The 17,293-nt window shown below is 71.7% G+C and carries 20 protein-coding genes; 9 read left to right on the top strand and 11 right to left on the bottom strand.

The window, feature by feature from the left end:
• Window positions 1-145: 145 nt before the first annotated feature.
• From AB0D85_RS02750 to AB0D85_RS02740, 3 genes are all read right to left on the bottom strand, one after another.
• Complete coding sequence (locus AB0D85_RS02750; protein WP_362312675.1) at window positions 146-556, bottom strand: SgcJ/EcaC family oxidoreductase; 411 nt, start codon at window positions 554-556, stop codon at window positions 146-148.
• A gap of 129 nt (window positions 557-685) precedes the next feature.
• Window positions 686-1,165 (bottom strand): MarR family transcriptional regulator, encoded by a 480-nt coding sequence (locus AB0D85_RS02745; protein ID WP_362312673.1) that lies wholly within the window; start codon window positions 1,163-1,165, stop codon window positions 686-688.
• 147 nt (window positions 1,166-1,312) lie between these two features.
• Entirely contained in the window at window positions 1,313-1,981 is a 669-nt protein-coding gene (locus tag AB0D85_RS02740) for an NAD(P)-binding domain-containing protein (protein ID WP_362312671.1), read from the bottom strand.
• A gap of 99 nt (window positions 1,982-2,080) precedes the next feature.
• On the opposite strand from AB0D85_RS02740, the gene AB0D85_RS02735 reads away from it, so the two are divergent.
• On the top strand, window positions 2,081-2,542 hold the full coding sequence (locus AB0D85_RS02735) for a helix-turn-helix domain-containing protein (RefSeq protein WP_362312669.1): 462 nt from the start codon (window positions 2,081-2,083) through the stop codon (window positions 2,540-2,542).
• 7 nt (window positions 2,543-2,549) lie between these two features.
• On the opposite strand, the gene AB0D85_RS02730 is transcribed toward AB0D85_RS02735, so the two are convergent.
• The 3 genes from AB0D85_RS02730 to AB0D85_RS02720 form a co-directional block, all read right to left on the bottom strand.
• Window positions 2,550-3,011: a hypothetical protein gene (locus AB0D85_RS02730; RefSeq protein WP_362312667.1), complete on the bottom strand. Its 462-nt coding sequence runs from the start codon at window positions 3,009-3,011 to the stop codon at window positions 2,550-2,552.
• Between the two features lie 244 nt (window positions 3,012-3,255).
• Window positions 3,256-3,906, bottom strand: a complete 651-nt coding sequence (locus AB0D85_RS02725; RefSeq protein ID WP_362312665.1) for a hypothetical protein — start codon at window positions 3,904-3,906, stop codon at window positions 3,256-3,258.
• Between the two features lie 55 nt (window positions 3,907-3,961).
• Window positions 3,962-4,405 (bottom strand): helix-turn-helix domain-containing protein, encoded by a 444-nt coding sequence (locus tag AB0D85_RS02720; RefSeq protein ID WP_362312663.1) that lies wholly within the window; start codon window positions 4,403-4,405, stop codon window positions 3,962-3,964.
• A gap of 140 nt (window positions 4,406-4,545) precedes the next feature.
• On the opposite strand from AB0D85_RS02720, the gene AB0D85_RS02715 reads away from it, so the two are divergent.
• On the top strand, window positions 4,546-5,412 hold the full coding sequence (locus AB0D85_RS02715) for an aldo/keto reductase family oxidoreductase (RefSeq protein ID WP_362312661.1): 867 nt from the start codon (window positions 4,546-4,548) through the stop codon (window positions 5,410-5,412).
• A 23-nt stretch (window positions 5,413-5,435) separates the two neighbouring features.
• Here AB0D85_RS02715 and AB0D85_RS02710 read toward each other — a convergent pair whose 3' ends face one another.
• Together AB0D85_RS02710 and msrA are read right to left on the bottom strand one after the other, a co-directional pair.
• Window positions 5,436-5,933 carry a hypothetical protein gene (locus tag AB0D85_RS02710; RefSeq protein ID WP_362312659.1) on the bottom strand — a complete coding sequence of 166 codons (498 nt, stop codon included), beginning with the start codon at window positions 5,931-5,933 and terminating at the stop codon, window positions 5,436-5,438.
• 365 nt (window positions 5,934-6,298) lie between these two features.
• A complete protein-coding gene (msrA, locus tag AB0D85_RS02705) occupies window positions 6,299-6,811 on the bottom strand; it encodes a peptide-methionine (S)-S-oxide reductase MsrA (RefSeq protein WP_362312657.1) in 513 nt (170 codons plus the stop codon).
• Between the two features lie 277 nt (window positions 6,812-7,088).
• Between msrA and AB0D85_RS02700 the strand changes: the two genes are divergently transcribed.
• Together AB0D85_RS02700 and AB0D85_RS02695 are read left to right on the top strand one after the other, a co-directional pair.
• Window positions 7,089-9,524 carry a SpoIIE family protein phosphatase gene (locus tag AB0D85_RS02700; protein WP_362312655.1) on the top strand — a complete coding sequence of 812 codons (2,436 nt, stop codon included), beginning with the start codon at window positions 7,089-7,091 and terminating at the stop codon, window positions 9,522-9,524.
• Window positions 9,525-9,592: 68 nt separating this feature from the next.
• Complete coding sequence (locus AB0D85_RS02695) at window positions 9,593-10,702, top strand: serine hydrolase domain-containing protein (protein ID WP_362312653.1); 1,110 nt, start codon at window positions 9,593-9,595, stop codon at window positions 10,700-10,702.
• Window positions 10,703-10,727: 25 nt separating this feature from the next.
• On the opposite strand, the gene AB0D85_RS02690 is transcribed toward AB0D85_RS02695, so the two are convergent.
• A complete protein-coding gene (locus tag AB0D85_RS02690) occupies window positions 10,728-11,243 on the bottom strand; it encodes a hypothetical protein (protein ID WP_362312651.1) in 516 nt (171 codons plus the stop codon).
• Window positions 11,244-11,332: 89 nt separating this feature from the next.
• On the opposite strand from AB0D85_RS02690, the gene AB0D85_RS02685 reads away from it, so the two are divergent.
• On the top strand, window positions 11,333-11,773 hold the full coding sequence (locus tag AB0D85_RS02685; RefSeq protein ID WP_362312649.1) for a GNAT family N-acetyltransferase: 441 nt from the start codon (window positions 11,333-11,335) through the stop codon (window positions 11,771-11,773).
• Window positions 11,774-11,827: 54 nt separating this feature from the next.
• The gene (locus AB0D85_RS02680; protein ID WP_362312647.1) at window positions 11,828-12,565 is read left to right on the top strand and encodes a hypothetical protein; all 738 of its coding nucleotides are present in this window, start codon (window positions 11,828-11,830) and stop codon (window positions 12,563-12,565) included.
• Here the strand turns inward: AB0D85_RS02680 and AB0D85_RS02675 are convergent.
• Window positions 12,547-12,930 carry a VOC family protein gene (locus tag AB0D85_RS02675; protein WP_362312645.1) on the bottom strand — a complete coding sequence of 128 codons (384 nt, stop codon included), beginning with the start codon at window positions 12,928-12,930 and terminating at the stop codon, window positions 12,547-12,549. The two genes, AB0D85_RS02680 and AB0D85_RS02675, sit on opposite strands and share 19 nt — an antisense overlap.
• A 115-nt stretch (window positions 12,931-13,045) precedes the next feature.
• Between AB0D85_RS02675 and AB0D85_RS02670 the strand changes: the two genes are divergently transcribed.
• The 3 genes from AB0D85_RS02670 (at window position 13,046) to AB0D85_RS02660 (ending at window position 16,188) form a co-directional block, all read left to right on the top strand.
• Entirely contained in the window at window positions 13,046-14,071 is a 1,026-nt protein-coding gene (locus AB0D85_RS02670) for an iron-siderophore ABC transporter substrate-binding protein (protein WP_362313471.1), read from the top strand.
• Entirely contained in the window at window positions 14,072-15,064 is a 993-nt protein-coding gene (locus AB0D85_RS02665) for an iron ABC transporter permease (protein WP_362312643.1), read from the top strand.
• Window positions 15,065-15,132: 68 nt separating this feature from the next.
• The gene (locus AB0D85_RS02660) at window positions 15,133-16,188 is read left to right on the top strand and encodes an iron ABC transporter permease (protein WP_362313468.1); all 1,056 of its coding nucleotides are present in this window, start codon (window positions 15,133-15,135) and stop codon (window positions 16,186-16,188) included.
• A 1-nt stretch (window position 16,189) separates the two neighbouring features.
• On the opposite strand, the gene AB0D85_RS02655 is transcribed toward AB0D85_RS02660, so the two are convergent.
• Complete coding sequence (locus AB0D85_RS02655) at window positions 16,190-17,233, bottom strand: NAD(P)-dependent alcohol dehydrogenase (RefSeq protein ID WP_362312641.1); 1,044 nt, start codon at window positions 17,231-17,233, stop codon at window positions 16,190-16,192.
• Window positions 17,234-17,293 lie beyond the last annotated feature (60 nt).

Below are 17,293 nucleotides of genomic sequence, written 5' to 3'. Positions count from 1 at the left end.
GCAAGGTGGCGGCAGGACGCGATGCCCGGACTGGGTGGTCGCCGTCGGTAGCCCGCGCGGGTGGCCGCGACGGCGCCGGCACACACCCTGGTCGATGTGCTCGCTTGGCCGGTCGTGTCGCCGTGACGGGGTCAAGAACGGTTGGTCACCGGGAGCGGTAGGCGCGCCTGGAGCGGCGGCTCATCTCGGTGTTCTGGAACGCCACGCATTCCCAACGTCCGTCGTGGCGGCGCAGCGTGAAGGTCTGGAACTTGTCCACAGCGACCCGGCTGCCCTTGCCGATGCCACCGACCGTGGTCACCACGGCCGTGGACTCGTCCGGCATGCGCACATCGATCGGCTTGACCGTCATGCGCGTGCCCTTCTGCCACCGGGTGAACACCTCGTGGTGGGTCTGCGCGATGGCGGCGCGCCCGAACATGGCGTCTCCCATGAAGATCACGTATGAGGCGTCCTCGGCGAACTGTGCGGCATAGCGGGTCGCGTCACCCGCGTCCCAGGCCTGCCGGACACGGTCAAGGAACTCCTCGACCGTGTCGTCGTTCCTGACGGTCATCATCGTCTCCCCTGCTCGGGTGCCCTGCGGGCACGCCAACCGTTTCCACTGAAATTATTTCAACCGGAATGATATTGCAAGACGCATCCCGATACCGGGTCGGACAATCAGGTCGGCCGGAGGGGCCGATCACCACACCCGAGCGGGCCGCGCCCCCGACTCTGCAGCGACGTTGGCATGGACGATTCCGAGCAGCCGACGCAGTTCTGCCTTGTCCTCCGCGGCCAGACCTGCGGTCAGCCGCCGCTCCGAGGCGCCCGCGAGCCCGATCAGCTTCTCCAGCTCCGCCCGGCCCTCTTCCCGCAGACGCACCAGCTTCACCCGGGCGTCGGTCGGCGACTCGCGCCGCTCCACCAGACCCCTCTCGATGAGCAGCGACAGCAGCCCGACCAAGCGGCTGGCCGGGATTCCGAGTGCGGAGGCAAGCTGCTGCTGCGCATGTTCCTCGCCGTCACGCAACCCGCGCAGCACGGCGAAATGCCGCGGATGCAGGTCCTCCTCGGCCAGCGCCGACTCGAACGCGAGAGCCGCCGCGTTGCCCACCGAAGCGATCACGAAGCCAAGCGGCTCGTCCGCCCCGGCTTCCCACGTAGCAGGTCCCTTCCTCATCCGAGCAACGTAACAGCAGCTGACCGTTTCGACGGGAGCGGGCCGAGCGGAGGAGCCGTACTACACACCTCGATGCGTTCTACACACCCCGATGCGCTGATGCGCTGATGCGCTGATGCACGGAGTCCGCGGCAGCCGCAGGCCGAGCTACCTCTGTGAGCCGGCGTTTCTTTCACTCGGCGGGAGACCGGGGACGGCGGAGCCGGGGGCGAAGCCTGCGAAGGCCAGACCGATGACGAATCCCGCCGCCTCCTCCAACTGACGGGCACGGCTCAACGGGCCCAGAGTCGCCGGGACTCCACCGACGTCACGAATCAGCTCGCCGACGACCTTCAGCGCCGTCGCGTCGTCGCCGCACATCGCCACCGTCACAGGAAGCCGGCCGTCACCGCGCGTGCTGCTGGTCCACTGTTCCGCGGGAAAGAGATGGAACGCCTTCACGACCCGGGCGCCCGGAGCGAGACCGGCGATCCGCCCCGCCATCGACTCGCCGTGTCCGGTGAGCAGAGTGCCGACGCCATGGGTGACGGCGTTCGTGGGATCGATCAACGGCATCCCCTGCAGCACGCCGTCGGACGCGCCCGCTGATCCCAGCATGTCCTCGACACCGTCCCAGGGGACGGCGAGGAGCACCGCGTCGCGCCCGGCGGCTGCCGCACGGGGCGTGGCGGTGACCACTCCGTGGCCCAGTCGTCCGGCGAGCTTCTCCGCCCTGGCCTGCGACCGTCCGCCGACCGCCACCTCATGTCCAGCACGTGCCCAACCCTCTCCCAGGGCCGCGGCCAGTCTCCCCGTTCCCAGGATCCCGATGCGCATCGTCTCTTCCTCTCCAACGGCGGCCGGTCGGGTGGATACGGTAAGGAAGGCGTTGCGCACCGATCGGTGTGAGACCGACACACCATGATGGGGCGGGAGATGACTGACGACGACGCCCACCGCCACGAGTTGGTCGCCGACTGCCGTTTGCGCGCGGCCACCGATCTCTTCACCCACACCTGGGACCCCGTTGTGCTCGCGGCACTGCGCACGGGACCGCGCCGGCGCCGTGAGCTGCGCGCCGCGATCGGTGGCATCAGCGACAAGGTTCTGACCGACTCCCTGCACCGTCTGCTCGCGACGGGACTGATCGAGCGCCACGCACACGCCGAGGCGCCACCGCGCGTCGACTACGCCCTGACGGGCCTGGGAAAGAGCCTGGTCGAGGGGCCGATGGCGGCGCTCGGACGCTGGGCGGTCGAGTACGGTGACGAACTCCTCGAAGCCCAGGAGAGCGGTACCGCGAGCGGGACCTGCGCCTCCGGCCCCTCGACAGCAGAGGGGACAGCAGAGGGGACCCGGACTCCGCTGCCCGACTGGTGCCCCCAGGAACGCCCCTAACCCGGTCTCACAGGGCCCCGGTCAGGCCTGCCACCCCTCCGATGAGCGCGCTGAGCAACATCACCACGCCCAGAGCGGCCAACAGCATCAGCAAACGGCGCGATGCGCCGCGCCCGCCACGGATCACCAGTACGCCCAGAAGCAGCACCATCAGCCCCAGCAGGGAGACGGCCAGCCAGCCGCACGTCGGGGCGAGGCCGGTCTCCTCGTACGCGCCGGAAGCCGTCTGCCGGACGGTCACCGTGCTTCCGACCGAGAGGTGGGCGTCGATGAAGGCGTCAGGGTTCACCACAGCCCCGTCGGAGGAGCGGAAGACGCCGCCGCAGTGCGGATACCGGTGGCCTCCGACGCGCTCCGACACGCACGTCTCGATCCGGAGCCGGCCCGTGGTGCCGGCAAACCCCGCGGCGTAGGCGAAGTGTTGTCCCGCGAAGACGGTGAGCGCGGCGCCTGCGACGACGAGGAACACGGCCGTGCCAACGAGGCGTGCTGACCGGGCTCTTGGACCAGCCGCGTCCCTGCGGCTCATACGATTCCCCCAACACGTCCGCCCGACCGGGACGGTAGCTTGCGGCCCGGCATGACGTCGCTTCTTTCCGCGGCCCAGCTGACCGTGCGCCGGGCGCTTGCCGAGCACTTCGGGCCTCATCGCCCTGGAACGCGGTCGCTTCCCTGAAATCCCCCCGGGGTCGGATTCGCCCTCCGGCTGGGCGTCATGTATCCGTGCTGTCCATCTCGTAGATCCGCTCCTGAAGCCGTTCACCGGCCCAGTCCAGTCCGACGCCCAGGTCGAACCAGTGCCGGTCCTTGCGGACTTCGGGCGACGAGAGGTTCACCGCCGCCCAGGAGAACACCCCCAGGAGGATGGAACGCCCGTGCTGCGTCGTGTTCACGGACAACGCAAACCGCGCGGCGAGTGCCGCGCGGGTGACCAACATGACCTGTTCGTCCTCGGAATGCCGACGCGCGCCCGTGAGAAACCGGGGCGTTTCAAGGATCTTGACCCACTCGACCACCGCGTCCGCCACCTGGGCGCGCAAGGACTCCTCGATGCCCTGCCGCACGGCGGTCGCGGGGTCATCGCCGAGCCAGCCGAGCCAGTGATCGGGATCGGTGAGCTTGCCGAAGTCGTCCTGCGGCACCCCGTGACGGGGATTCTCCTGGTACTCACCTGTCAGTTTCCCGCTGCTGTCCACCAACCACGCGCCGCGGATCGCCTCGGGAGGTACGTAGCCGTTCGGGTCGTCGATGTACGTCGGGTCGATCTCGGCGACGCTGCCACCGGGATTCTCGGCGGCCTCGGCCAGTAGCGCCGGCTCGTTCGGTATGTCCTTGCGCCGGCCTCGCGAGCCAAAAAGCCCCACGGTTCCCACCCCCGCCGTTGCCCGTCCAGTTGACCGCGATTGTGCCGCACCGGCTTCAGGAGACGCGGGTGTCGTAGGTCTCGCGGTTGGCGAACACGTCGTCCATGTGTGTCTCGGCCCAGGTCTTGAGGCCTCGCATCATCTGGTGCAAGGAGAGACCGAGTTCGGTCAGCTCGTAGGAGACCGTGACGGGCACCGTCGGCACCACGGTGCGGGTGACGAGACCGTCACGTTCCAGCGAGCGCAGCGTCTGGGTGAGCATCTTCTGGCTGACGCCGGCCAGCAGACGGAACAGCTCCGAGTAGCGCAGCGACCGGGGCCCGCCGGCGCAGTCGGCGCCGAACCGGTGCGAGCCGTCGCTGCCCAGCGCGGCCAGGATCAGCGTGACCCATTTGTCGGAGATCCGGTCGAGCAGCCTGTGGCTGGGACACGCCGCCAGGAAAGCGTCGTACTCCGCCTTGGCCTCCGCCCTCTTCTCAGCCGGCGTCATCGGTGCCATCGACCGCTCCTTCAACCTTGAGTGGGTGCGTTACGCACTCCCAAGTGCCTACTTCCCACTGGAGAGTTACCTCCCCATAGTGATGCAGGGAGCCGTCAGGCACCACCACCCGGCTCAACACGAAAGACAGAGGTACGAGGATGCTCTCAGCTTCGCTTCCCGGCGGCACCTGGACCCTGGGGGACCTGACCGTCACCCGGTTCGGCTACGGCGCCATGCAGCTCGCCGGCACCGGGGTCATGGGGCCGCCCGCCGACCGCGACGGCGCGCTCGCCGTCCTCCGCGAGGTCGTCGAGCGCGGGATCACCCACATCGACACCAGCGGCGCCTACGGACCGCACATCACCAACCGGCTGATCCGTGAAGCGCTGCAGCCGTACCCCGAATCGCTGCACATCGTCACCAAGGTCGGCGCGACCCGTGACCAGAACGGCGGCTGGCCCCCGGCCCGGGAGCCGGAGGCCCTGCGCCGCTCCGTCCACGAGAACCTCCAGACCCTCGGCCTCGATGCGCTCGACCTGGTGAACCTGCGGCTCGGCGACGCCCAGGGCCCCCAACCCGGTTCGCTCGCCGAGCCGTTCGAGACGCTCGTCGAACTCCAGCGGCAGGGCCTGATCCGCCACCTCGGCGTGAGCAACGCGACGGCCGAACAGGTCACCGAGGCACGGGCCATCGCGCCGATCGTGTGCGTGCAGAACATGTACAACCTCGCGTACCGCCAGGACGACGGGCTGATCGACGCTCTCGCCGCCGACGGCATCGCCTACGTGCCCTTCTTCCCGCTCGGCGGCTTCAGCCCACTGCAGTCCTCGGCGCTGTCGGCCACCGCCGCCCGGCTGGACGCGACACCGATGTCCGTCGCGCTGGCCTGGCTGCTGCAGCGGTCGCCGAACATCCTGCTCATTCCTGGCACCTCGTCGGCGGAGCACCTGCGGGAGAACGTCGCCGGCGCGGGGCTCCCGCTCTCCGGCGACGATCTCGCCGAGCTGGACAAGATCGGCCGGTAGCCGCGTCGGTCGCATCCCAGCCGTCACATCCCGCGGCGCTGCTCCTGGACGGCGTTCATGAGGTCCGCCATGGCGGTCTGGGCCTCGTCGTCACGCCGGTCGTCGATCGCCGCGAGCGCGGCGGCCGCGGCCTCACGGATCTGATGGGGAAGACCGTCGGCGGCGGTGAGGCGGTAGGCGGCCTTACGACGGGCCACGCGCTCGGCGGCGTCCACCGCGTCGGGGCCGGACAGGGGGAAGACCGCGGCCCTGTACGCCGATATCCCGAGCATCATCATGTCCGCGACTCCGTCGGCGTATCCGAGCGCGGCGGCCTTGCCCTGGCCCTCCCGAATGGTCGCGACCATGTGGCGGCGGGACAGGAGCGTGCCCAGTACTCCGCCGCCCGCCAGGGAAAGAGCGCAGGTCACGGCGAGGAACGGCCCGTCCCACACATAGCCGGTGATTCCTCCGAGGATGGCGAGCGCAACGGTCCACGCGGCCGCTGTCCGGGCGCTTATCTGCTCGGGTGTGGTGTCCATGACGGAAGTGTCCCAGCCGGTACGGACGGCACCGGCGCGGGGTGGACCGGCGGGGTCGGAGCTCGGACGCCGAGCACGGCGACCCGCACGCCGACCTTGCCGCCCGGGCCGGACCGGGGGCGAGCCCGACTTCCGTGGGCTCGCCCCCGGCCGGGGACCACCGTCGGCTCCGTCGCCACGTCCCGAACTCCCCCGGGGCCGGCGGAGCCGCCGCCGGCCGGCCGGTCGCCATCCGTCCGCTGCCGGTCGGCGTCCGTCCGCTGCGGGTCCGCCGCTCGGTCTCCGCCGGTCCGCCACTCCGTCTCCGCCGGTCGGCGGTCCGCCGCCCTGCGGTCAGCCCTCCGCGTGGTCAGGCCTCCGTGCGGTCAGCCCTCCGTGCGGGTGGGCAGTCGCCAGCCGGGGCGCGGGAAGTGGCAGGTGTACCCGTCCGGGTAGCGCTGCAGGTAGTCCTGGTGCTCGGGCTCGGCCTCCCAGAAGGGGCCGACCGGCTCCACCTCGGTGACGACCTTGCCCGGCCAGAGCCCGGAGGCGTCCACGTCCGCGATCGTGTCCTCGGCGATCCGCTTCTGCTCGTCGTCGACGTAGTAGATCGCCGAGCGGTAGCTGAGGCCGATGTCGTTGCCCTGGCGGTTCCTGGTGCTCGGGTCGTGGATCTGGAAGAAGAACTCCAGGATCGCGCGGTAGTCGGTCTTCTCAGGGTCGAAGAGGATCTCGATGGCCTCCGCGTGCGTGCCGTGGTTACGGTACGTCGCGTTCGGCACATCACCGCCGGTGTATCCGACCCGGGTCGCCGTCACGCCCGGAAGGCGGCGGATCAGCTCCTCCATCCCCCAGAAGCATCCGCCCGCCAGCACGGCCCTCTGCATCTGCGCAGCCATTACGACCCCTCCAATATCTGTCAGCTCGGTCGCTCGGGCTGCCCGGCTCGAACACCGCCTGCACCCCATGCCCACTCCCCTCAACGCGCGAGGGTTCCGGGCGATTCCATGCCCGCCCGACTGCTGCGCGAGGACCGGAGGGCCGACGTGCGGGCCGGACATGCCAGGCGCGTCCACCCCATCCAGCCATGGCACCGCCCTCTCCCCGAGACCCGCCGTAGTCGCGGTCGCGGACCTCGGGGAGGAACATCGGAGGCACGGAGGCAAGGTGGTGGCTATGGGGACGCCGTCGATGCATTTCAGCGAGAGTCCCGAGGATCCGTTCGCCCTGGGGCACGGCGCCTCGGCCGTGCTCGACGAGCAGGGCACCGTGGTCGGCTGGAGCGCACGTGCGCAGGAGCTGCTCGGTTATCCGGCCAAGGAAGTGATCGGGCGGGCGTGGCAGGACCTGCTGGTCGACGCCCGTGACCTGTCGGTCGCGCGGTCCGTCGTCGTGGACGCCGTGAAGGCGGGGGGATGGTTCGGTGTCCTGCCCGTCCGGCAGCGCGACGGACAGCGTCTGGAGATGGGGTTCCGGGCCCGCGCGGTCACTCGGGAGGGCGGCGGTCAGGAGTGGGTCCTGGTGGGTGCCCCGGCCGCGGAGGTCATCGCCTGGCAGCGGGACCGTGCGCTGCTGGACGGCCTGTACCACCGGTCCCCGATCGGCCTGGTCGTCCACGGTCCGGACCGGAGGGTGATCCGGATCAACCGTGCGGTCGCCAAGGCGAGCGGCGTCCCGGCCGACGCGCCCGTGGGCCGTAGCCCCCGCGAGTTCATGGTCGACGAGGACGCCGGTCCGGCAGAGGAACGGGTACGGCACGTCCTGGAGACCGGCGAGCCGTTGATCTTCACGGAGCAGTCCGCCCGGACCCGCCACGATCCGGGCCAGGAACGGATCGTGTCCGTCTCGGCGTTCCGGATGGAGGATCCCGCGGGCCGGATTCTGGGCGTGGCCGAGACGATCCAGGACGTGACCGACCGCCACCGGGCACGGCGCAGGCTCGCCCTGCTGAACGAGGCGAGCGCCCGGATCGGCACCTCGCTGGACGTGACGCAGACCGCCCGGGAACTGGCCCAGGTGGCCGTCGACGGCCTGGCCGACTACTGCTCGGTGGACCTGCTCAAGCCCGTGCTGCTCGGTGACGAGCCGACGTCCACCACGGCGGGTCCGCTGATCCGGGCCGCCTTCTCACCACCGGACCAGCGCGTCCCGTTCCGGGACGGTGATGTGGTCCCGCTGCTTCCGGAGTCCGCGCAGGCACGGTGCCTGGCCGAGCGCCGTCCGATTCTCGACGGGCTGCTGTCCCTGCGCCCCGAGTGGTACGCCATGGACCGGCGGCGGATCGAGATCGCCCTGGGGCTCGGCGTCCACTCGCTGATCGCGGTGCCCCTGGTCGCGCGCGGCCTGGTGCTGGGTGTGGTGAGCCTGTGGCGCTCGCGCAATTCGGAGCACTTCGAGGACGACGACGCCGCGGTGGCCCAGGAGTTCTCCTCGCGGGCGGCCGTCTGCATCGACAACGCGCGCCGCTTCACCCAGCAGCAGAGCGCCGCTCTGACGCTGCAGCGCAGTCTGCTGCCGAGCGTGGCGTCCGACCAGCCCGCCGTGGAGGTGGCCTGCCGGTACCTCCCGGCCAGCGGTGAACCGGGCATCGGCGGTGACTGGTTCGACGTGATCCCGTTGTCGGGGGCCCGGGTCGCCCTCGTCGTCGGGGACGTGGTCGGGCACGGGATCCACGCCGCGGCCTCGATGGGCCGGCTGCGTGCCGCCGCGCGCACCCTGGCCAGTCTCGACCTGGAACCGGACGAGGTGGTGGCGCGGCTGGACGATCTGGTCAGTCTGCTGGCCACCGAGCTGGAGGCGAACGGCGCCGACAACGGCACGGCCATCGAACAGGAGCTCGGGGCCACCTGTCTCTACGCGGTCTACGATCCGGTCTCCCGGCACTGCTCGCTGGCACGCGCCGGCCACCCGGCGCCGCTGGTGTCCACCCCGGACGGCGAGGTGACCGTGCTCGACCTGCCCGCGGGTCCACCGCTCGGCCTGGGCGGACTGCCCTTCGAGACCTACGATCTGGACCTCCCCGAGGGCAGTCTGCTCACGCTCTACACCGACGGCCTCCTGGAAGCCCGCAGCAGCGACATCGACGCCGCGCTGGAGAGCCTGCGCACCTGTCTCGCCCACTCCTCGGACCCCCTGGAGCTCACCTGCCACACCGTGGTCGAGGCGCTGCTGCCCAAGGACCACCTGCCCACCGACGACGTCGCGCTGCTCATCGCCCGTACCCGGGTGCTGCAGCCACGGAACGTCGCCTCGTGGCAGCTGCCCCCGGAAGCGACCGCCGCCGCCCGGGCCAGGGAGCTGGCCACGGCGAAACTGACCGAATGGGGGCTGTCCGAACTGACCTTCACCACCGAACTGGTCGCCAGCGAACTCGTCACCAACGCCTACCGGTACGCGTCCGGCCCCGTCACCCTGCGCCTCATCCGCACACACAGCCTGATCTGCGAGGTGTCCGACGCCAGCCACACCTCCCCCCACCTCCGCCGGGCCCTGAGCACGGACGAGGGCGGACGCGGGCTCTTCCTGGTCGCGCAGCTCACCGAGCGGTGGGGCACTCGCTACAGCCACGACGGCAAGACCGTCTGGACGGAGCAGCCGCTGCCGCCGCCCTGACCCGTGCCCTCCGCGGCCGCGGGAAATTCGGTTGCCTCCGGCCCGGCCGGAGCGGCTCAATGCCGTGTATGGCCGACATCCATGGCGCTTACGACGAACTGTTCACCGCCGTGCCCACCGCACTGGCCGGTCTGCTCGACGAGGGGGACACGGGAGGTGCCGTCGCCGTCTTCGTGGACGGGGAGGCCGTGGTGGACGTGTGGGGCGGGTTCGCCGATCCCGGACGGACGGTTCCGTGGCAGCGGGACACGATCGTCAACGTGTTCTCCGTGACCAAGACCATGACCGCGCTGTGCGCACTCGTCCTGATGGACCGGGGTGAGCTGGATCCGGACGCCCAGGTCGCCCGGTACTGGCCCGAGTTCGCCGCCGCCGGCAAGGAGAAGGTGCTCGTACGGCATCTGCTGTCGCACACCGCCGGGCTGCCCGACTGGGAGGGGCCGGTCGAGGAGGTGTACGACTGGACGACCGCCACGGCCCGGCTCGCCGGCCAGGCTCCGCAGTGGGAGCCGGGGACCGCCGCCGGCTACCACTCGCTCACCCAGGGGTTCCTCGTGGGCGAGGTGGTGCGGCGGATCACCGGGCGGAGCGTGGGCGAGTTCTTCGCCGCGGAGGTGGCCGGGCCGCTCGGCGCGGACTTCCACATCGGGCTGGGCGCCGAGCACGACCGGCGGGTGGCGCGCACCGTGCCGCCGCCCGGCAAGGACGAGGACTACGCGGCCGGCGCGCCGGGGCGCGACGCGATCCCCACCAGCGCCACCGCCCTCCGCGTCCGGGACGGCAACAGCCTCGCCTGGCGCCGTGCGCAGATCCCCGCGGCGAGCGGCTTCGGCAACGCCCGCTCGGTCGCCCTCGTGCAGTCGCTGCTCGCCTGCGGCGGAACCGTCGGCGGGGTGCGGGTCCTGTCGCCCGCGGGGTGCGAGCGGGCGCGGGAGGTGCAGTTCGAGGGCGAGGACCGCATCCTGGGCATGCCCGCCCGGTACGGCCTGGGCTACGGCCTCTTCGGCAACGCCCTCGGCTGGGGCGGCTGGGGCGGCGCGCTCGTCTGGATCGACCCCGAGGAGCGGACGGCGATCGCGTACGTGACGAACCAGATGCGCGAACCCGCCGCCGACAACCGGGGCATCGAGCTGATCATGGCCGCGCAGGACGGGCTCAAGGGGGTACGCGGCGGCTGAACGGCACCCGAAGCGGCTTCGGCGCTCAGCGCGGCTTCGCCTCCAGGTGGTACGTCGTGTCGACCCAGAAGTCGCTCATCGCCTGCGCCTTGATCTCCAGGACGTACTGACCCGGTGTCAGCGGTGCGATGCCGCCCCAGATCCCCCAGGCGAAGCGACGGGTCAGGCCGGTGCGGAACGGGCCCGTGAACTCCTGCAGCCGCAACTCGACACCGTTGAGGAACGCCGTGGCCTGCTTGACGCCCAGTGCCTTGGGGACCTTCGAGTGCTTCCTGGTGTGCTGCATGTTGAGCACCGGGAAGAACAGCGGGCGGTCCGAGGGCACGGCACAGGTGCGGACCACCCGGCCACCGTACGTACCGGCGAGGAACCAGAGGTCGTCCGGCTGTTTCCAGTCCGCGTGCTCGCCGGTCGTGTCCCGTACGGGGCAGACCGCGTCCGGGGCGGACAGCGCCCACTTCCACCACCGGCCCGCGAGCGCCCCGCCCCGCTCGTCGCTCAGCCGCCACGTGCCGCTGTGCACCGACTCCGTACTCCCCACGACACCCTCCCCTGCGCGCCCCCGGAACCGGGGCCCGTCTCGAACAGAAGGTCATTATCCGGGGTCCGGCCCGGGGCTAGGCTCGCCGCATGGACGTCCAAGTGGAGATCGCCGGGGACGTGGGTCCCGAACTCGTCGACGCCTTCGGGCGGCTGCTGCCGCAGCTGTCGTCGACGGCCGCGCCGCTCGACCACGCGGCGGTGGAGCGGATGGTCGGCTGCGAGGCGAACACGGTGCTCGTCGCCCGGGTGGCGGGCACGATCGTCGGCACGCTCACCCTCGTGCTGCTGCCCCTGCCGGCCGGGGTGCGCGGCCGGATCGAGGACGTGGTCGTGGACCGGGACGCGCGGGGCAGGGGGATCGCGGGCCGGCTCGTCCAGGAGGCGCTGCGGATCGCCGCGGAGGCCGGTGCCCGCACCGTCGACCTCACCTCACGCCCGGACCGTGAGGCGGCGAACCGGCTCTACGAGCGCATCGGTTTCCAGGCACGGCGGTCGAGGGTGTACCGGTTCCCGGTCGAGCGCCCCTGACCGGTCCGGGCGTGCAGATGGGCAGATGAACAGATGAACAGGGGGAGGAACGGCATGAGCGGTGGGGTCTTTCTCATCGGCGGGGGCTGGGCGGCGCCCGAGGTCTACGGGCCGCTGCTGCGGGCCGCGGACGGCGGTCGTATCGGGTGTGTGCTGGTCGACGAGGGGGACGGGGAGGAGCAGTTCGCGCGGTTCGCGGGGGCGTTGCGAGCCGCCGGGGAGTGCGTGCCGGTGCCCTTGCCGGTACCGCTCGGCGGGCGGTTCGAGCCGGGCCCGCTGAAGGACGGCCTGGACGGGGTGCTGGTGTGCGGCGGGCTCACCCCCGCGTACCAGGCGGCGTTCGCGGACTGTCTGGAGCTGCTGCCCGGCCTGCTCGCCGAGCGCGGCATCCCCTACGCCGGGTTCTCCGCGGGCGCCGTCCTCGCCGCCCGGCGGGCCGTGGTCGGGGGCTGGCTGGTGGACGGCGTCGCGGTCTGCCCGCCGGACACGGCCGAGGACCTCGAGGAGGTCGAGGTACGGCCGGGTCTCGGGCTCGTGCCGTTCGCGGTGGACGTACACGCGGCGCAGTGGGGCACGCTGGGCCGGCTGGTCGCGGCCGTGGCGCGCGGGTCCGTGCCGTACGGCGTCGCGATCGACGAGGACACCGTGCTGGAGGCGGCGGGCGGGGAGGGCCGGGTCGGCGGGCGCGGGCGCGTGCATGTCGTACGGCCGTCGGGGGACGGAGCGGGTGCGGTCGTACGGTCCTACGCGACCGGTGAGGCCGTGCCGCTGGGTCAGCCGCCGCTGCCGTAGGGCCGGGTGAGGATCTCCAGGCGGTGGCCGTCGGGGTCGTCGAAGTAGGCGCCGCGGCCGCCGTCGTTGGTGTTGATCTCGCCGGGACGGCTGTGGGACGGGTCGGCCCAGTAGGAGAGGCCGGCCCGCCGGACGCGGGTGAAGATCTCGTCGAAGTCGTCCTCGGAGACCAGGAAGGCGTAGTGCTGCGACGGGATGTCCCCGGGGGTGTCCATGTAGTCGAGGGTGACGCCGTTCGGTAGCGCGACCGGGGCGAACGGCCCGTAGTCCGGGCTGACTTGGAGACCGAGGATGTCGGCGAGGAACCTTGCCGAGGCGTGCTTGTCGTGTGCGGCGACGATGGTGTGGTTCAGGTTCACGGTCATCGTGGGACCTCCTCCTGTCCAACGTACTCCCGACGCCGGTTAAGGTAAGCCTTACCTTAGTCATCGATCGGGAGAGTCAGTCGTGCGTGCGTCGAGGTCGAGGGCCTTCATGGCCATGTCCGCCGTGTCCGTGATGGGCGCTGTACTGGCCGGTTGCGGGTCCTCCGCCACCGGCGACGACGACGGTGCCGGGCACACCGACGGCACCGTCAACCAGGTCGCCGGCGCCTCCGCGGGCCCCTCCGCCGCGCCGAGCACGCTCGCCGACGGCATGGGCTCCGACAACCACACCGACGGCCTCTTCCCGCGCACGGTCACCCACTTCGAGGGCACGACCACCATCGAGGCCGAGCCGAAGCGGATCGCCGTGCTCAGCACCGGGCAGCTCGACGACCTGCTCACCCTCGGCATCGTCCCCACCGCCTCCACCCGCGCCGAGAACGCCGGACTGGTCCCCGGCTACCTCGCCGACGCCTTCCCGCAGGACAAGAAGAAGCTCGCCGCGATGACCGACGCGGGCACCCGCACCGCGCCCAACCTGGAGTCCCTGGCCGCCGCCGAGCCCGACCTGATCCTGGTCAACGACTCGCTCGGCGACCTCTACCCGCAGCTGTCGAAGATCGCGCCCACCGTGGTCACCGCCGGCCAGGGCATCAACTGGAAGCGCGACCTGCTGCTGGTCGGGGACGCCGTCGGCAAGGGCCAGGAGGCACGGGACCTGCTCGACGACATCGCCGGCAACGCGAAGAAGAGCGGATCGGCCCTCGACGGCTCGGCCACCGTGTCCATGGTCCGCTTCACCCCCGACCGCACCCGGATGTTCGGCGTGTCCTCCTTCACCGGCTCGATAGCCGTCGACATGGGCCTCTCCCGCCCCGAGTCCCAGCGGTTCAACGCCATCTCGCAGGACATCAGCACCGAGAAGGTCGATGTCGCCGACGCCGACTGGATCTTCTACTCGGTGCAGGGCGACGCGGCACGGACGGACGCGGGGACCACGCTCGCCGGGCCGCTGTGGAAGTCGATGAAGGCGGTGCGGGCCGGGCACGCCGTCCAGGTCGACGACGACCCCTGGTACCTCAACGCCGGTCCCACGGCCGCGCGTCTCGTCGTACGACAGCTCGCCGAGCACCTCCGGTAAGTGCGCCGCGTCATCGTCTGGCCGGCGGCCGCCCTCGCGGTGGCGGTCGTCGCCCTGCTCAGCCTCGCCGTCGGCACCCGTGCGGTGCCGCCCGCGACCGTGTTCGACGCCCTGCTGCACGGCGGTTCCACGCCCGACGCCCTGGTCGTACGGTCGCTCCGCCTGCCCCGCACCGAGATCGGCCTCACCGCGGGCGCCGCGCTCGGCCTCGCGGGCGCCACGCTCCAGGCGGTCACCCGCAACCCGCTCGCCGACCCGGGGATCCTCGGGCTCAGCCAGGGCGCGGCGGCGGGGGTGGTCCTGGCCGTCGTCCTCGGCGGCTCCGCCTACGGTTTCGGGGCGTACGTCTGGTACGCCTTCACCGGCGCCGTGCTCGCCGCATGCCTGGTCTACGGCATCGCGGCCCGCGGGAGGGGCGGGGCGTCCCCGGTGAAACTGGCGCTGGCCGGTACGGCCCTGTCCGCGATGACCGCGGGGGCGACGACGGTCGTCCTCACCTCCAGCTCGGCCACCCTCGACCAGTTCCGGTTCTGGCAGGTGGGGGCGCTCAGCGGGCGGGACGCGGAGACGGTCGTACGGATGCTGCCGTTCCTGGCGGTGGGCGCCGTGCTGGTCCTGTCCTGTGCGCGGGGGCTGGACGCGCTGGCCCTGGGGGACGAGACGGCTCGCGCGCTCGGCCATCGGGTCCATGCCGTACGAGGGTGTGCGGCGCTCGGCGCGACCCTGCTGACCGCGTCCGCGGTGGCGGCGGCCGGCCCGATCGCGTTCGTGGGGTTGGTGGTGCCGCACCTGGCACGGCGGTCGGTCAGGGGCGGGGGGTACGGGCGGGTGCTGCCGCTGTCGGCGCTGCTGGGAGCGGGACTGCTGCTCGCGGCGGACGTACTGGGACGGGTGGTGCGGGCTCCTGCGGAGGTACCGGCGGGGGTGATGACGGCGCTGGTGGGGGTGCCGGTGCTGGTGGGGTTGGTACGGAGAAAAGGAGCCGTGACGTGAGGCGTACGCGGGGTGGGGAGCGCCCCGTAAGGGGCGCGGGGCCGTATTCGATATGCGGCTACCGCCGCGTGGGCGCGCTCAGCCCCCACCGGCCGGCAGGGACGTTCGTCCTCCGGCCCCACCCCCGTTTCTCGTTCCTCCTCCACCGGCGCTCCGCCCTCGTCGCCCTCGCCCTCCTCGCCCTCCTCGCCACCGCCATGCTCGCCTCCGCCTGCCTCGGGCAGAGCTACATCTCCCCCGTCGGCGTCTGGCGCACCCTCCGCGGCGACCCCACCCCCTACGGCCTGGTCGTCAACACGCTGCGCGTCCCCCGGATCGTCCTCGGCGCCCTCGTCGGCACGGCTCTCGGCGTCGGCGGAGCCCTCGTGCAGACCGTCACCCGGAATCCGCTCGCCAGCCCCGATGTCATCGGGGTGGGGCACGGCGCCGCCGCCGCGACCGTGCTCGCGCTGGCCACGGGGGCCGTCGCGGCGCCCGGGGCGATGCCTGCCGTGACCGTCGCCGGCGGACTCGCGGCCGCCGCCCTCGTCTACGCCCTCGCCTGGCGACACGGCATGCAGCCCGCCCGCTTCGTGCTCACCGGCGTCGGAATCGGCGTCGCGCTGTCCGCGGTCGTCCAGCTGTATCTCACCGACAGTGAGCTGGACGCGGCCGAGCAGGTCAAGCTGTGGTTGACCGGGAGTCTGAACGGGCGGGGCTGGGAGCAGGCCGGGCCGCTCGCCGTCGTCCTCGTCCTCACCCTGCCGGGGCTGGTGTGGGCGGGCCGGGCGGCCCGGCCGCTCGGGCTCGACCCCGACACCGCGGCCGGCCTGGGTGTGAACGTCGGCCGCACCCGCCTCGGCCTCACCGTCCTCGGTGTCGTGCTCGCCGCCACCGCCACCGGCGCCGCCGGGCCCATCGGGTTCGTCGCGCTGACCGCGCCGCAGCTGGCCCGGCGGCTCACCCGCACCCCTCAACTGCCGCTGGTCTGCTCGGCGTTGACGGGCGCGCTCGTGCTGGTGGCCGCCGACCTGGTGGCCCGCACCCTGGTGCCTCCGCTGGAGATCCCGGTGGGTGCGCTGACCTCCCTGGTCGGCGGCCCCTATCTGCTCCGGCTGCTCGGCAGACGGGACAGACCGAACTGACTCAGATCGTCGAGGTGTCGATGACGAACCGGTAGCGGACGTCGCTGTTCACGACCCGGTCGTACGCCTCGTTGATCCGGTCGGCGTCGATGAGTTCGATCTCGGCGCCCAGGTTGTGCTCGGCGCAGAAGTCGAGCATCTCCTGGGTCTCCGGGATGCCGCCGATGCCGGAGCTGCTGAGGCTGCGGCGGTTGCCGAAGACGGAGGAGAGCAGGATGTGGACCGGCTCCTCGGGGATGCCGACGTTCACCATCGCGCCGTCGGTCCGCAGCAGCGACAGGTACGCGTCGAAGTCGAGCGGCGCCGACACCGTGTTGAGGATGATGTCGAACGTGCCCTTGAGGTCCTCGAAGGTCTTCGGGTCGCCGGTCGCGTAGTAGTGCGTGGCGCCCAGCTTCAGCCCGTCGTCCTTCTTGCGGAGGGACTGGGACAGCACGGTGACCTCGGCGCCGAGCGCCGCCGCGATCTTCACGCCCATGTGGCCCAGGCCGCCGAGCCCGACCACGGCCACCTTCTTGCCGGGGCCGGCGTTCCAGTGCTTCAGCGGGGAGTACGTGGTGATGCCGGCGCACAGAAGCGGGGCGGCCACGTCGAGGGAGAGGCCGTCCGGGATGCGGACGACGTAGTTCTCGTCGACGACGATCTTGTGCGCGTAGCCGCCGTAGGTCGGCTGCCCGTCCTTGCCGACGGCGTTGTACGTCCAGGTCGGGCCGCCGCCGGTGCAGTACTGCTGCAGACCGGCCTTGCAGTTGTCGCACTCGCGGCAGGAGTCGACCATGCAGCCGACGCCCACCCGGTCCCCCACCGCGTACTTGGTGACACCCGGGCCGACCTCGGAGACGACGCCCGCGATCTCGTGACCGGGCACCATCGGGAAGATCGCCGTACCCCAGCCCTCGCGGGCCTGGTGGATGTCGGAGTGGCAGATACCGGCAAACTGGATGTCGATGAGGACGTCGAACTCGCCGACCGCGCGCCGCTCGATCGTGGTCCGCTCCAGCGGGGCCTTCGCGGCGGGCGCGGCGTAAGCAGCAACAGTGGTCATGAGGGGGGTTCTCCTAGGGGTGTCTTCGTGCCCGGTCACGGTCGTCTTCTTCCTCCCCGG

Origin of the sequence: Streptomyces sp. NPDC048277, from assembly GCF_040652235.1 — a bacterium.
Taxonomy (GTDB): domain Bacteria; phylum Actinomycetota; class Actinomycetes; order Streptomycetales; family Streptomycetaceae; genus Streptomyces.
The sequence above is the reverse complement of the archived record's forward strand: the minus strand, read 5'-3'. Positions and strand labels throughout refer to the sequence as shown.